The organism is Pseudoalteromonas nanhaiensis (assembly GCF_051235485.1).
In the GTDB taxonomy this organism is placed as follows: Bacteria; Pseudomonadota; Gammaproteobacteria; order Enterobacterales; family Alteromonadaceae; genus Pseudoalteromonas; species Pseudoalteromonas lipolytica_C.
This window is the reverse complement of sequence record NZ_JBPNYQ010000002.1, coordinates 130,441-145,793: the sequence shown is the minus strand read 5'-3', so window position 1 is coordinate 145,793 and position 15,353 is coordinate 130,441. Positions and strand designations below refer to the sequence as shown.

Here is a 15,353-nt window from a genome sequence, read left to right as displayed (position 1 = left end):
CTTTTTTATTGTCTGAAAGCTTATCAACGCGTAAACTGTAGAGGTACTTTTAACAAACGAGGTGATATTGCTTAAACAAGACGAAAACCTATCTTTTATTATTGAGCCTGAACTCACTCCCCGTGCAGAGCAGCGCTTAGATCTGTATTTCTCAATCCCTAATGAGATGAGTGTTAATCCACAAACACTTAGTGAAGAGTCATTTTTTAATAACCATTTCAAATCACATTTAGCTTATAACGCCAACAATATTCATTTACCCTTGGTGAGAAGTCGCTTTGTTAGTAAAAACAAAGGTGAGCAGCAAGATTATCGACAAAATTTAAACTTATATTGCTACCAAGTTCGTTTAGCGCTTAATGCTGATATTAAAGACACCTTAAAATATCAAGAAGCTGAAGAGTTTTACCCTGCAGCCATTGAATTATGTGAGCAAACCAAAGGGCTGCTTAAAAAGCTGAGACGTTACACACCAGATGATGAAAAACTACTGCCATTTTATAAAAATGCCGATAACTATTTAAGTTGGCATGTTGAACAGTCATTTTTAAAGTTACTAGACGAAGGGCCACGCAGTAGCGATTTTGCAAAAGAGCGCAGCGAGCTTTTAGAGTTTTGTAAAACTGAAAATAGTTACCGTGACGAGCAGGAATATAACTCGCAATCAACCCTTGAAGATGCCAATCGAATCACTAATAAAATGCGCCTGTTACAACGTTTGATTGAACATGGTGTGGTTTTAACTCGTCATACCCGACATTTGAATAGCTATTTAAAGCGCATTGTGAAGGGATCTGTAACGGCTGTTATCATGGCCTTTGTAATGTTAGTTGTGTTAAACGCCCGTTCAACCTTTACTGAGGTAACTGCAACCTTAATTTTGATTTTAGGTGTAATTTATGGGCTGCGAGAGATATTCAAAGAGGATATTACCCGCGTTATATGGCGAGCAATAGTAAGAGGGCGGCCAAAATGGCGTTTTCAATTTAGAAATAGTATCACTAAAGACCGCATTGCTAGTCAGTATATTTGGCTAGAATACGAAGCTTTTAAGCGTATCCCCAAAGAGGTTAGACAAATATTCTCTAAGCGTCGCCATCAGAACAAGCAAGCTTCTCAATGGTTACATTTTGCTAGTGAAACACACGTTAATGCTAAAGAGTTTTTACCGGGTTACGATACCCTACAACAAACGATGCAATTTAGTTTAGCGCCATTCGCACGTTATTTAAAACGCGGTGAAGGCAAACTTTATCATCTTGAAAGCAATAAAATATCTAAGCAAGCAGTTGAGCGTAGGTATCAACTAAATATGGTATTAGTTTTTTCACAAAACGATGAAAAAACACTGATGCAGCGCTACAAAATCACCTTAAATCGCAGCAAAATTGTTAATATTGAAAGGATATATTCGACGTCAGTTAAATAAAGAGAAACGAGGGTGGTACATTACCACCCTGGTAGGTTTATTTAGCGTCTAAACCTGTTTTGCTGTACAGCGACACTTTATCTGAAACTAATGTAATTTCGATATTTTTGTCTTTGCTACCCCAAATACAATTAGTATGAAGTGTTTTTTCTTCGCACTTATCCGCTGAGCCTAAAATCGCTTCAACTTCAGCTTTATCCATACCGATTTTAATTTTTTCATAGTTTTCTAAGTTAACTTTTGAACAGCCAGCTAAAGTAAGCGCTACCGTTGCAGCAGCAATTGCCATATATTTTTTCATAATAGTTTCCATTAATGGTTATAACGTCTTATTTGTACAATCATCCCCATGCGAGGGTGATCGAAATAATGAATTTCATTACTTATTACACGCTTAAATTGTGAAAAACGTGCTTTTTCATAGTCGCCACTCTCTAAACGCTGACTAATATCAAAATCAGCATGAATAAACAGGTAATGGCGAACGTATATTTTCATCAAGCCTTCTAATTCCCACTTCGGTATCGTTTGTAACTGTTCGGGAATATATTGCTGTACCGGGCTAACTAGATTAATAAAGTCATTATCAGTAGTTGCTTGGCTATCGAGCGCTTGTGAAAAATGATCACCTGAAAACAATCTAATACTGGGGGCTTTACTTTCGCTCATTTCAGGAAAACGCCAACCTGTGTGAAGTATCGGCGTGAGACCTTTACGATCTAGTTGCTTTTTTTGTTCGATAAACTGTAGCTGCTCGGGCGCGAGTAGATAAATTTCATCCGTGTCGTCGCGAGCTTCGACTACGGGTGTCACGGGTAATTCGTCATAACTAGATAAATAATCAACACTTTCATCGCACACGTTAGAGTGGGGATTCGAGGTAATAATAGCATCTGCAAATGTCGTAGACTGAAATCGACTGTCGCCATTTAAGCACTCTTCTCTGGCTTGCGCTGTATAAGCTGGAGTAAGCAGATCTTTTTCGCGCTTAGCAGTAATCTCATCATGCTTTAAAGAAAAATCTTCTTGTAAATAAGGAGCTGGGCGTTGTTTATAGATAAGTACTTCAATTTCAAACCATCTCGTTGCAAACGATGAGCTTGTAAATAAGCAACACAGCAACAAAAAACTATTTCTTAACAACATTAATGGCTAACCTTTTTCTCGAAATCTGCAATCATTGCAGTGACCATTTTTAAGCGTTCGTGAGGGTTTGCCTCACTAATCGCAAAGCGCAATTTATTCGCGCCATCCATTTTATACACCTGTGGTGCACTTTGTATCAAACCTATAATGAAGCTAGGGTTAACCTTTGTATGCTGGCTAAACTCAAAATAACCGCCTTTCGGATTTGCTTCAATTTTCTTAATGCCAATATTGCTTGCTTGCAGTTTTAATTGCTGCAAACTAAATAAGTTTTTAGTGGCATCAGGTAGCAGACCAAAGCGGTCTATTAGCTCTACCTGTAATTCGTCCATATCGTTGAGGTTAGCACAGCTTGCAATGCGTTTATAGATTCCTAAACGAGCATTTACATCATGAATATAATCTTCAGGTAATAAGGCTGGTAGTTTCAAATCAACCTCAGTCTGTTGACCTAGTAGATTCTCAAGGGTTGGCTCTTTGCCCTCTTTTAATGCGTTAACGGCTTGCTCAAGCATTTCCATATACAAACTAAAACCAATGGTTTGCATTTGCCCTGATTGGTCGTCACCAAGTAATTCCCCCGCACCACGAATCTCTAAATCATGGGTAGCAAGTGCAAAGCCAGCGCCTAGATCTTCAAGCGATTCTATCGCTTCTAAACGTTTTACAGCGTCTTTGGTTAACGACTTAGGATTACCTGTTAGAAGGTATGCATACGCTTGGTGGTGGCTTCGGCCAACACGCCCTCGTAACTGATGTAGTTGGGCCAGCCCCAGCTTATCTGCTCTATCCATAATAATGGTGTTGGCAGTGGGTACATCGATACCGGTTTCGATAATGGTGGTACACACAATGACATTATATTTTTGGTGATAAAAATCACTCATAATTTGCTCAAGCTCGCGTTCTCGCATTTGGCCATGTGCCGTTGTAACACTGGCTTCGGGTACCCATTCACTGATTTCTTCAGCAACACGGTCGATAGTTTCAACATTATTATGTAAGAAATACACCTGACCACCGCGTTTAATTTCACGCAGGATTGCTTCGCGAATTAGTTCTGCATCCCTTTGTCTAACAAAGGTTTTAACCGCTAAACGTTTTGCAGGTGGTGTGGCAATAATTGACAGGTCACGCATACCACTCATTGCCATGTTTAAGGTACGTGGGATAGGGGTTGCTGTAAGTGTTAAAATATCAACATCGGCACGTAATGCTTTGATTTTTTCTTTTTGACGCACACCAAAGCGGTGCTCTTCATCAACAATTAATAAGCCCAAATCTTTAAATTTTATATCTTGTTGAATAAGCTTGTGTGTACCAATAACGATATCTAATTTACCCTCAGCCATTTTATCTAGGGTATCTTTTTGCTCTTTTGTAGAATTAAAGCGTGATAAAACACCAACTTCAATTGGTAAATCGGCAAAACGATCTTTAAAGTTTTCATAATGTTGCTGAGCAAGCAGTGTTGTTGGTACCAGCACCGCAACTTGCTTGTTATCGTTAACGGCCACAAAGGCTGCGCGCATTGCAACTTCAGTTTTACCAAAGCCAACGTCACCACACACCAAACGGTCCATCGCTTGTTTACTTTGCATATCACCAAGAACAGACTCAATGGCGTTGCGTTGATCGTCGGTTTCTTCAAATGGGAAGCTATCGCTAAACTGACGATATGCACTGCCATCAAGCTTAAATTGGTTACCCGGTTTTGCTTGGCGCTTTGCGTAAATATCTAATAGCTCAGCAGCCACATCACGAACTTTTTCGGCAGCACGTTTTTTAGCTTTTTCCCACGCATCGGAGCCTAATTTATGGAGCGGGGCAGAGGCTTCTTCGCCACCAGAATAGCGGCTCAGCATATGTAACGCTGAAACAGGTACGTAAAGCTTCGCTTCGTTGGCGTAAATGATGGTAACAAACTCGGTGATAACACCGGCAGCATCGATGGTTTCAAGCCCCTGATAGCGGCCTACACCGTGGTCAAGGTGCACAATTGGCTGGCCTTCTCGTAGCTCAGCAAGGTTACGAATAAGCGCATCTTGGCTGGCTTCGTATTTGTGTTTACGGCGTCGACGCTGCGATACCTTAATACCTAATAATTCTTGTTCTGTGATAATGGTTAAACGCGGTTTACCGTCTAACACCACACTTTGTTCAAGTGGCGAAACGATGAGGCCAACATCGCTCGAACTATTGGTAAAATCGCTAAAAGTTTCAAACTCTTTGAGCTTTAAACCACTTGGTTTTAATAATGTCAGTAATGATTCGCGGCGGCCATCCGATTCAACCGAGAGCAGCACGCGGCCTTTTTGTTTTTTCTCGCTAGCAACATAGTTTATTAAACCTTGATACGGTTCATGTAACTTATGATCTATACGTACATTTGGCAGCTCTTTACTGGCAAGGTTTGTATGGCCTGCTTTGGTGCCTAATTTGGCTTGTGATAAACGAATACGTGCGTATTTACCAAATTCACCAAACAGCTCATTAACACTTTGATAGAGCTTAATTGGCTCAAGTAGTGGTCTAAGAGGATCAACACGGCGATTTTCGTAGCGAACATTTACATCGTGCCAAAATTGCTCAGCAGCATGTTCAATATCGCCAAAATGCATAAACGTCGTATTGCTTGGTAAGTAATCGAAGATAGTCGCCAGTCCATCAAAAAACAGTGGCATGTAATATTCGATACCGGCAGGCCAAGTTCCTTTGGTAACCTGCATATAAATTGAGTCTTGCTCAGAACTTGCGCCAAATTGTTCACGATAATTGATACGAAAACGCTCGATGTCTGAGTCGTTAGTTGGAAACTCGTGAGCTGGCAGTAACTCAATTTTGTCGACTTTTTCATCAGAGCGTTGGCTTTCAACATCAAATAAACGAATGCTGTCGAGCTCATCATCAAAAAAGTCTAAACGGAATGGGTGTGGGCTACCCATAGGGTATAAGTCAACGATAGAACCACGGATAGCGTATTCACCATGCTCCATCACTTGTTGTACATGTAAATAGCCCGCTTGCTCAAGGTTTTCACGCAGTGTATGGGTATCTAAGGTATCGCCCACTTTAAAGTTAAGGGTTGAACCGTAAATAAACGAAGCAGGGGCTGTACGTAGCATCAAGGTTGATACTGGCACGATTAATACGCTTTGTTGTTCTTTTTTTAATGTATTTAAGGTGGCAAGGCGTGCAGAAATAATATCTTGATGCGGCGAAAAATGATCATAAGGTAGAGTTTCCCAGTCAGGGAAGACCATGACTGGGTTTTCAGGCAATAGAAATTCGAGTTCAGTTTCAAGGCGTAGGGCGCTTGGCGTATCTGGGGTGACAATCACAACCAGCTCGTTGTGTTGTTTTACACCTTCTGCGATGGCGATGCTAAGCCCGCTACCGGTAAGTTGTCCCCATTGAATTTTATCTTTTTCAGATTTTACCCAAGGCAATGCTGCCCATTGCGCAAACGCCATTTACTACTCCTTTAAACTGTTTTTACTGCTTAGTCTCGATAAATCTTGGTTAAGTCCTGATAGTGATCGATACGACGATCACGAAGGTAAGGCCAAATTCGACGAATGTTTTCACTACGCGCTTGGTCTAATTCAACAACCAATAATTGCTCATCACTGTTGTTAGCTTCGGCTAAGATTTCACCTTGAGGGCCCGCGATAAACGAGTTACCCCAGAACTGAATACCTTCGCTTTGACCGCTTGGATCACTTTCGTGACCAACACGGTTACAGCTGATCACCGGTACACCGTTGGCAACTGCATGAGCGCGTTGTGAAATAACCCACGCGTCTTTTTGACGTGTTTGTTCGTCTTTTTCATCACGCGGATCCCAGCCAATGGCTGTTGGGTAAATTAAAATTTCAGCACCGGCCATTGCCATTAAGCGTGCAGCCTCAGGGAACCATTGATCCCAACACACCAACACGCCTAATTTGCCAACAGAGGTTTGAATAGGCTGAAAACCTAAATCACCCGGTGTGAAGTAAAATTTCTCGTAAAAACCTGGGTCATCAGGAATATGCATTTTACGGTATTTGCCGGCAATACTGCCGTCAGCTTCTAGAACCACAGCGGTGTTGTGATAAAGACCTGTGGCACGCTTTTCGAATAATGATGACACGATCACCACATTTAATTCTTTAGCGAGTGCGCCTAAGGTGTCTGTGCTTGGGCCCGGAATTGTTTCTGCTAAATCAAAAACGTCTACATCTTCGGTTTGGCAAAAATACAAACTACGGTGCAGCTCTTGAAGAACAATAAGCTTTGCGCCTTGGCTTGCTGCATCACGAATACCAGCAATAGATTTTGCCATATTGTCTTGTGCATTATCGGTGTTTGATTGCTGAACAAGAGCAACCTTTAAATGCGTTGGTTTAGTCATTGTTTGTTCCTGCTAAAAAGCCGCGCGGTAATTGCATTGTAATACAGTGTAAGCTGCCAAATTGGTGGATAATTGGCACACAATTAATACCAACCACAGTATGATCTGGGTATGCTTTGCCAACCTGACCAAGCGCAAGTTGGTCGTTTTCATCACCATAAATTGGTACTAAAACGGTTTTATTGATAATTAAATAATTAGCGTATGTGGCAGGGAGTCTGTCACCATCTTCATTGAACACTGCTTTTGGCCAAGGTAAGGCAATCAGCGTGTAGTTTTCACCATCTGCTGTTTTAAATGATTGCAGTTGCTTTTCCATTGCATCAAGGGCAGCAAAATGCTCATCATTTTTATCATCACACTGTACATATACAAGGGTGTTGTTTGGTGCAAAACGTACCAGTGTATCAATATGGCTGTCGGTATCATCACCAGCAAGGTAGCCGTGGTCAATCCAAAGGAAAGACGTAGCGCCAAGTTGCTCAACTAGCGTTTTTTCTATATCTGCTTTTGTAAGTTCTGGGTTACGATTTGGATTTAACAAGCACTCGCTTGTAGTCAGTAGCACACCGTGCTCGTTGATTTCGACGCCGCCGCCTTCAAGAACCAGTTCGCTTTGCTGATAACCATTTTTAGGGTTTGCAACTTGCTTTACAAGCACTTGGTTAATTTGGTTATCAAGTTCGCTTGCAAATTTATTGCCCCAACCATTAAAAATAAAATCCATTACTTTTAATTCTGTTGCGTCATCAATATTCGCACAGGTTAATGGGCCATGGTCGCGTGCCCAAGTATCGTTACAGGGTGTCACCACAAAGTGAATGCGCTTAGCATCAACATTTGCGGTTTCAAGTAATCCGACAATATGTGCTTTAAGGGCATTATCATGGGCCACAATCACAACATCTTGTTGCTGGCTTATTGCTTGGCAAAGTGCCACATACACAGGCTCTACAGCCGTTAAATTTGCAGCCCAATCAGTATCTTGGTGTGGCCAAGTAAGCATAACAGCATCTTGCTCAGCCCATTCAGGTAAAAGTCTAAATTTCATGAAGGTAATAAACAAACTAAGGTGGGGCTAGTTTAGCATTTTAGCCATAGATGTCAGCTTTTTGTGCGCGATAAAGCGTGATTTTTAACTGTCTGGCGAATTGTTTTCTTGCTGACGTTTTTTTAGTTGGCGAGTTTGGGCATGTAAGGCCGCTCTTACGACTAAATCTTGGTCAGCATCACGAATCGCCGTAAACAATAAGGTATATTGGTATTTGTCATCATCACATTTTTCAATGGCGACTAATTCGGTATAGCAATAAATGGCAGATGCTTCGTGTTGTAAGAATAATTTAGTGCGAAATGTCTGTCCAAGTTCATATACTTCTGATGAGGTTAATTTTACACCGCCACCGCCATAGCTATCGCAATAGTTAGCGTCATCTTCTGGTTGTTCAGAGGCTAAAATATGGCTCATAATTAAATCAATTTTACGTGATTGTGCTTGTAAAAAAAGTGCTAGTTCTTGTGCAACATCACCTAGGTTTCTAAGCGGGCGTAAGGTTGCTTGCTCAAGCTCATTTACTTCGTTAGCAAGTTTAAATAAAGCGGGGATATCAGCTTCGAGTTCAGCATTGGTTTTTGGCACAGCTTCAGGTTCAACGGCGTATAAATTGACGCGATTGCTCTCGTTGATTTGAAAAAATTGTTCAAATTCGGCTAATTTTTGATTATTCATGCTGCACTCCACACATCTTTCCTTAATACTAGCGCTCGAAGCAGTAAATTGCTAGTAATCAAATAATCAAAAAAAAAGGGCAAACTCATTGTTTGCCCTTCATTTTTTACAGGTTACCCTCTTGGGTTTTGACATGTTCTTGCTGGTGATGTTTTGCTATCTCATCAGCAAGCTCTTGTCTTGAGCGTTTTTCAGTTAACTTACGCGCCGTTAACCAATAAAAGAACAGTGGCACAAAGAATACCGCAAGGAATGTTGCAGCCATCATACCGCCCATAACACCCGTACCAACACTATGACGAGCTCCCGCACCTGCACCAGAGCTCAGTACTAATGGCACAACACCTAAAATGAAGGCTAGAGAGGTCATAATAATTGGTCTAAAACGTAAACGTGCAGCTTCAAGTGCAGCAGTACTTGCGCTCCAACCTTGTTGATGTTTCATCAAGGCGTATTCAACGATAAGAATCGCGTTTTTGCTGGCAAGACCAAGTAGTGTGACAAGACCAATTTGGAAATACACATCGTTTGTCATACCGACAACCCATACTGCTATAAGCGCACCAAATGTACCAAATGGCAGTGCAAGCATGACAGACAGCGGTAGTGACCAACGCTCATAAAGAGCTGCTAGAATCAAAAACACCATGATCACAGCAAGACCTAAGGCAATGCCCGTGGTACCTGAACTGCGTTTTTCTTGGAATGCAGAGCCTGTCCATTCGTAGGTCATATTAGGTGGTAGTACTGCTTGTGCAATACGTTCTACCTCAGCAATGGCTTGACCCGAGCTGTAACCAGGTGCTGCATTACCCATCAGTTTAACTGCTGGTAAGTTGTTATAACGGTTAAGGTTTTCAGGGCCACGGCTATACTCAATTGTGGTAAAGGCTGAGAGCGGCACCATAGTACCTTGGTTGTTTTTAACATAGATACGACCAATGTCATCAGGCTTCATTCTAAATTCAGCGTCTGCAGACATTAGTACTTGCCATGCGCGACCAAACTTATTGAAGTCGTTAACGTAATAAGTCCCTAAGTTACCCGCAAGGGCAGTGAACGCGTCATCAATTTCGACACCCATAGCACGCGCTTGCTCACGGTCAACATCAACACGTAGCTGTGGTGCATCAGGGCGCCAAAGTGTTTGCAAGCCACTGATGATAGGGCTTTTTTGTGCTTCAGCTGTCATCAACTGCATTGCATGTTGTAGTTTATCTGGGTCACTGTCACCTTTGTTTTGAATGTAGAATTCAAAACCACCAGTATTACCTAAACCAAAAATAGCAGGAGGGTTAAAGGCAAGTACAAGCGCCTCTTTAATACCCGCTGTTTTCATGAAGAGCTCTTGTACTAGCGCTTTGGTATCAACTTCACGCTCATCCCAGTGCTTTTGAGTCACGAATAAGGTTGCAGCACTGTTTTTGTAACCACCGCCAATAAAGTCAAAACCTGTAAACGCCACCACGTTTTCGTTAGCTGGGTTTGATTGTACGGCTTTTACAACTTGCTGTGTTACTTGCTCGGTGCGCTCAAGTGATGACCCATCAGGTAAGAAGATGGCAGAGATGTAATAACCTTGGTCTTCATCTGGTACAAGTGAACCAGGCGTATTTTGCCAAAGGCCAATTGTAGCAGCAACCATACCCGTCATTAAGATCACACCTAACAGACCACGGCGCACCATAAAACCAACAGCACCTACATAACGGCCGGTGATCTTGGTAAACATGTCGTTAAACCATAAGAAAAAACGGGCGGTTTGTTTGTGTTCTTGTTTTAAAATAAGCACACAAAGAGCTGGCGTCATAGTTAAGGCAACCACACCTGATAAACTTACAGCAATCGAAATAGTAATTGCGAACTGGCGGAATAACTCACCGGTTAAGCCACCTAAAAATGCAATTGGCACAAACACAGAGCAAAGTACTAAAACAATTGCCACTACAGGGCCACTTACTTCGCCCATGGCTTTAACGGCAGCTTCTCGAGCACCTAGGCCTTCTTCGTGCATAATACGTTCAACGTTTTCAAGTACCACGATGGCATCATCAACAACAATACCAATAGAGAGCACCATACCGAATAAGGTGAGTGAGTTAATTGAGTAACCCAGCATATACATGCCAGCAAATGTACCTAATAGTGACACTGGCACTGCAAGGGTCGGTATTAGGGTCGCGCGCCAGTTTTGTAAGAATAAATACACCACTAAGAATACCAATACCATGGCTTCAAGCAGTGTTTTAACAACTTCACGAATTGATACTTCAACAAAGCGGGTTGTGTCGTATGACGTTAAATGAGCAAGACCGGTAGGGAACTGGCTTTTCATTTCTTCAATAACACTGTTTACTTCTTCGGCTACATCAAGGGCGTTAGCACCAGGTTGCAAGAAGATACCTAACAGTACCGCTTCTTTACCGTTAATCGTCCCTTTGAAGTTGTAATCCTTCGAACCGAGCTCAACGCGGGCAACGTCTTTTAAGCGTAAGCTACTGCCGTCAGTATTTGAACGAATAATGATGTTTTCAAACTGCTCAGGCTCAGATAAACGGCCTTGTGCTGTAACACTATAAACAAGCTCTTGTGGAGATTGCGTAGTAGGTGTGGCACCAATTTTACCTGCGGCATATTGCGAGTTTTGTACGCGGATTGCGCCGGCAATTTCTTCAACCGTAACCCCTAATTGGCTCATAACATCAGGGCGTAGCCAAATGCGCATAGCATAATCTTTAGCACCAAAAATTTGTACACTCGTTGTACCAGGAATTCGTTTAATACGATCAAGCACGTTCATAGTGACATAGTTAGATGTCCATAAACTCGAGCGTGTACCATCTGGTGAGTAAAAGGCATGCACTTGTAAAAAGCTAGAAGAGCCTTTTTGAACCACGACACCTTGGCGGCGTGTTTCCTCAGGTAAACGTGCTTCAACCTGTTTTACACGGTTATTTACGTTTACAGCGGCTTGGTCGACATCAGTGCCAATTTCAAAAGTAACTTCGATTGTGGTTGAGCCAGCACTGGTTGATGTTGATGACATATACATCATGCCTTCAACACCGGTAATGGCATTTTCTATCGGTGTAGCAACGGTTTGTTCGAGTACTCCTGCAGATGCGCCAGGGTAGGCCGCGGTGACTTGTACAACCGGTGGTGCTATTTCAGGGTATTGCGCAACTGGTAAGCTACGCATCGCAGCAAGGCCCGCAAGCACAATAACAATAGATATAACAAACGCAAAAATGGGTCTGTCTATAAAGTAACGAGAAAACATAAGACTCCCTGTGCTTATTCTGCGTGGCTTGAGTTAGTGGTTGGTTTGCCAACATTGACAGGCATACCCGGGAAGAAAATACGTGCCATGCCATCAACAATAACTTGGTCGCCTTCTTTTAACCCACTGCGAATCAACCAAAAATTTTGGTATTGCTCGTTTTCTGGTTTTTTGATCCATTCACCTACAGTGACAGGGGCAGGTAACGCAACATCCATACCTTGCTCGTTTTTGCTAACTACATATATAAACTTACCGGTGCCGTTATCAAGCACGGCTCGTTGTGGCACGATGAAAGCGTTTTTGCGAACTGCACCACTTAACTCAACGCGAACGAATTGCCCCGGGCGAAGTTGGAAATCAGGGTTAGGGATAATTGCCTGAAACTCACTGGTACCTGTGTTCGGGTTAATACGGACATCAGAGAAATTAACTTCACCGGTTTTGCTGTATAAAGAACCGTCTTGTAATTTGATTTGTGTTTGCCAGTGGCCTTGCTCAGGTAAAGTGAGTGAGCCATTTTTAACATCTTGACGCATTTGTAATTGTTCACGCTCAGATAAGCCAAAACGAATGCGAATCGGATCAAACTGAGTCATTTGCGTTAATAATAAATCTGGGCCAGAAACATAAGTGCCTTCAGAAACAAACTCACGACCCATTACACCTGCGACAGGGGCTTTAACTTGCGCATATTCAAGATTAAGTTGTGCTTCTTTCAAAGCTACTTTAGCGGCAGCTAAATCTGTTTTTGCAATATCATTGACTGAACTTGCGTTATCGTAGTCACGTTGCGAAACAGATTTCTCGGCACGTAGCTTTGCTAAACGTTTTACATCACGTTCTGCCTGAATTAAAGCTGCTTTTGCGCCATCAAGTGCTGCTTGAGCACGGTCAACCGCAAGTTGATAAGGTTCAAGGTCAATAGTGAATAATGACTGGCCTTGCTCTACACGTTGGCCCTCTTCAAAGTTACGTGACTCAAGAATACCGGTAACGCGAGCACGAACTTCGACTTCTTTTGAACCAGATAACGTTGCAGGCAGCTCGATAGTAAAAGGCACATCTTCAGTTTTCATGGTCATTGTGGCAACCGCAGCTGGGTGCATTTGACCTTGCTGCTCCGGTGCTTTAGAGCAAGCAGATAAAAGTATAGGTGCAGTAACCAATAATAAAGCAGATAAAGATAATTTGGCAGGTGCGAAAGGCAGACGCATGTTTACTCCACAGTCCAATTGTTAAGCAAGTAAGCAAAGAAATGCCATCCAAAACTCAAAGGCAGTCCTATGCAATTTTAAAGTTCGCTTAGTTTATACCCAAAATAGCAAAAGGTACACCCTTTAGTTTACTTTTGCTCGGATTATATCGATACAAAAAACTACTTTAATGAGGATTATTAAAACGAGTTAGCAAAGTAAACCAGTAGAAATCATATTTATCTACTTTTGAGGCTTTGTTAGTCATTGTTTATTAGATTTACTGTGATGATAAGTTGGTTATACAAATGTACTCAAATCAGCAGCTTGCCTTAAATAAATGTAAGGTATAAATATGATTTTATTTGGGTGTATTAACGTGAGGCACAAAATTTTAACAAATGGCTTGTAATTAAACTGAAATCTCGTACCCTAAAGCAATAAAAATATAATAAATGTGAGTTAAGGATGACAGATAGAACAGGTGTGATCACCGCTTTTACTGAGATATCGAGCAAGCTTAGGCGCTTTGTATCACGTATCGTCAGCCCTGATGATGTAGAAGATATTGTGCAAGAGACCTTTATCAAAAGTTATGAGGCCGATCTTAGACAAAATATCGAGTACACTCATAGTTATATGCTGAAAACGGCAAAACATTTAGCACTAAACCATATTGCTAAATGGGATAATAAATATAAAGAGTCGTTAGATGAACAACAACAAGTTGAGCATCAAATGCGCTCAATGGCCTTAGAAGATGAGGTGACCTCAAAAGAACGCTTTTTGTTTTTTTGCCGAGTAACTAACGAACTAAGTCCACAAGTAAAAAAATGCTTTATTTTAAAGAAAGTCTACGGCCTAAGCCAAAAGGAAATTGCTGCTAAAATGGAACTCAGCGAAAGCACTGTTGAAAAACACATAGCCAAAGGCTTACTACATGTTCACCGAGCAATGAAATCTCACGACGTTCAAACCCACAGTCACCCTACAACCACAGAGTTCGCTGCAAAAGAGGTGAACAAATGAGTAATGTTCACCCGTTTTCATCAAAAGAAATGATTCAAGAGCAGGCGAGTCAGTGGATAAGCGCCATTGACCGTGGTTTATCAAAAGATGAAGTAAGCCAATTACATATGTGGGCCCATCAAAGTGCTGCTCACCAAGAAGCACTTTTTGAGCTTGCAACCTTGTGGGATGAAATGAGTGTACTTAACGAGCTAAGTAGCCTGTTTCCTTACAAAGCACCACAAAAACAGCCCGCAGTATTTGGCATGGCAACAGCCGCAAGCTTTCTAATTGTGATGCTGTTTGGTTGCATTATGTTGATTTATTCTAGTTATTGGCAAAGTGAAGAGAACGATTACGCGAAGTTTAATAAGATTTACCGGACAAAAGTGGGTGAGCAAGCTACATTCGTCTTGCCAGATAGCACGATTGTACAACTTAATACCAATACAAAACTTGAAGTGACTTATACAGGAACTCGTCGCCAGTTAATTTTAAACCGTGGCGAAGGGCGTTTTAACGTTGCTAAAGATGCAAGCCGTCCATTTACAGTGATCGCGGGTGATAAATCTTTTACTGCACTTGGTACAGTGTTTAATGTTCAGCGAAATACTGCATCAGACTTAGAATTAGTGGTCACTGAAGGCAAAGTAATGATTGCCGATCCAAATACTCATGTTGATGCAAGTGACTTTGACAGATTAAAAAGTGCTTCAGATAACAGCTCTGACATAAAAAAACTAAAAGCGAATGTTGTTATATCTGGTGAAAAAGCGCTGATTAAACACAGTAAAACTGAGCCAATTAAGCAGCTTTCAGCAGATGATGTGCAACGCGATCTTGCATGGCAACATGGAATGCTGATCTTTAGTGGTGAACCATTAAGCGAGGCACTTCAAGAAGTTAGTCGTTATACAGCAACGAGATTTGAGCTTAGCGATCCTGAACTTGCATCTTTGAAGGTAGCTGGTGTGTTTAAAGCTGGCGATATTAAAGGCCTACTTGATTCACTACAGGCAAATTTGTCAGTTAATCATCAACGTTTGGGTGAGCATCGTGTTAGCTTAACGTTCGCTGCAAAAGGTTAGTTCTGCCTATGAGAATACGCCAATATTATGATGTTAATTGTGCGCCACTTTCTCGTCACAAAAAATTAATTAAAAAAAAGT

Annotated in this window: 11 protein-coding genes; 3 read left to right on the top strand and 8 right to left on the bottom strand. The window is 41.7% G+C overall.

Features of this window, described 5'->3' with window-relative positions; all coding sequences use genetic code 11:
* Positions 1-67 precede the first annotated feature (67 nt).
* Positions 68-1,429, top strand: a complete 1,362-nt coding sequence (locus ACSFVZ_RS02965; protein WP_138558547.1) for a hypothetical protein — start codon at positions 68-70, stop codon at positions 1,427-1,429.
* A 37-nt stretch (positions 1,430-1,466) separates the two neighbouring features.
* On the opposite strand, the gene ACSFVZ_RS02960 is transcribed toward ACSFVZ_RS02965, so the two are convergent.
* The 8 genes from ACSFVZ_RS02960 to ACSFVZ_RS02925 form a co-directional block, all read right to left on the bottom strand.
* Positions 1,467-1,730: an outer membrane protein assembly factor BamE gene (locus tag ACSFVZ_RS02960; protein WP_135924299.1), complete on the bottom strand. Its 264-nt coding sequence runs from the start codon at positions 1,728-1,730 to the stop codon at positions 1,467-1,469.
* An 11-nt stretch (positions 1,731-1,741) separates the two neighbouring features.
* The gene (locus ACSFVZ_RS02955) at positions 1,742-2,575 is read right to left on the bottom strand and encodes a CsiV family protein (RefSeq protein ID WP_435558063.1); all 834 of its coding nucleotides are present in this window, start codon (positions 2,573-2,575) and stop codon (positions 1,742-1,744) included.
* Positions 2,575-6,048: a transcription-repair coupling factor gene (gene mfd, locus ACSFVZ_RS02950; RefSeq protein ID WP_435558062.1), complete on the bottom strand. Its 3,474-nt coding sequence runs from the start codon at positions 6,046-6,048 to the stop codon at positions 2,575-2,577. The genes ACSFVZ_RS02955 and mfd overlap by 1 nt, the downstream gene beginning before the upstream one ends.
* 29 nt (positions 6,049-6,077) lie before the next feature.
* Positions 6,078-6,971 (bottom strand): carbon-nitrogen hydrolase, encoded by an 894-nt coding sequence (locus ACSFVZ_RS02945; protein WP_435558061.1) that lies wholly within the window; start codon positions 6,969-6,971, stop codon positions 6,078-6,080.
* Positions 6,964-8,022 carry an agmatine deiminase family protein gene (locus ACSFVZ_RS02940; protein WP_435558060.1) on the bottom strand — a complete coding sequence of 353 codons (1,059 nt, stop codon included), beginning with the start codon at positions 8,020-8,022 and terminating at the stop codon, positions 6,964-6,966. Before ACSFVZ_RS02940 ends, ACSFVZ_RS02945 begins: the two co-directional genes overlap by 8 nt.
* An 84-nt stretch (positions 8,023-8,106) precedes the next feature.
* A complete protein-coding gene (locus ACSFVZ_RS02935; protein ID WP_199526593.1) occupies positions 8,107-8,700 on the bottom strand; it encodes a PilZ domain-containing protein in 594 nt (197 codons plus the stop codon).
* 106 nt (positions 8,701-8,806) lie between these two features.
* Entirely contained in the window at positions 8,807-11,980 is a 3,174-nt protein-coding gene (locus ACSFVZ_RS02930) for an efflux RND transporter permease subunit (RefSeq protein WP_235382361.1), read from the bottom strand.
* A gap of 14 nt (positions 11,981-11,994) precedes the next feature.
* Complete coding sequence (locus ACSFVZ_RS02925) at positions 11,995-13,197, bottom strand: efflux RND transporter periplasmic adaptor subunit (RefSeq protein WP_435558059.1); 1,203 nt, start codon at positions 13,195-13,197, stop codon at positions 11,995-11,997.
* Positions 13,198-13,644: 447 nt separating this feature from the next.
* Between ACSFVZ_RS02925 and ACSFVZ_RS02920 the strand changes: the two genes are divergently transcribed.
* The gene (locus ACSFVZ_RS02920) at positions 13,645-14,205 is read left to right on the top strand and encodes an RNA polymerase sigma factor (RefSeq protein ID WP_135924307.1); all 561 of its coding nucleotides are present in this window, start codon (positions 13,645-13,647) and stop codon (positions 14,203-14,205) included.
* Entirely contained in the window at positions 14,202-15,272 is a 1,071-nt protein-coding gene (locus ACSFVZ_RS02915) for a FecR family protein (RefSeq protein WP_435558058.1), read from the top strand. The genes ACSFVZ_RS02920 and ACSFVZ_RS02915 overlap by 4 nt, the downstream gene beginning before the upstream one ends.
* Positions 15,273-15,353: the final 81 nt, after the last annotated feature.

Coding starts and splice junctions, on each gene's coding strand:
- ACSFVZ_RS02920 (WP_135924307.1), top strand. CDS start 13,645: ATGACAGATAGAACAGGTGTGATCACCGCTTTTACTGAGATATCGAGC.
- ACSFVZ_RS02925 (WP_435558059.1), bottom strand. CDS start 13,197: ATGCGTCTGCCTTTCGCACCTGCCAAATTATCTTTATCTGCTTTATTA.
- ACSFVZ_RS02960 (WP_135924299.1), bottom strand. CDS start 1,730: ATGAAAAAATATATGGCAATTGCTGCTGCAACGGTAGCGCTTACTTTA.
- mfd (WP_435558062.1), bottom strand. CDS start 6,048: ATGGCGTTTGCGCAATGGGCAGCATTGCCTTGGGTAAAATCTGAAAAA.
- ACSFVZ_RS02935 (WP_199526593.1), bottom strand. CDS start 8,700: ATGAATAATCAAAAATTAGCCGAATTTGAACAATTTTTTCAAATCAAC.
- ACSFVZ_RS02945 (WP_435558061.1), bottom strand. CDS start 6,971: ATGACTAAACCAACGCATTTAAAGGTTGCTCTTGTTCAGCAATCAAAC.
- ACSFVZ_RS02955 (WP_435558063.1), bottom strand. CDS start 2,575: ATGTTGTTAAGAAATAGTTTTTTGTTGCTGTGTTGCTTATTTACAAGC.
- ACSFVZ_RS02930 (WP_235382361.1), bottom strand. CDS start 11,980: ATGTTTTCTCGTTACTTTATAGACAGACCCATTTTTGCGTTTGTTATA.
- ACSFVZ_RS02940 (WP_435558060.1), bottom strand. CDS start 8,022: ATGAAATTTAGACTTTTACCTGAATGGGCTGAGCAAGATGCTGTTATG.
- ACSFVZ_RS02915 (WP_435558058.1), top strand. CDS start 14,202: ATGAGTAATGTTCACCCGTTTTCATCAAAAGAAATGATTCAAGAGCAG.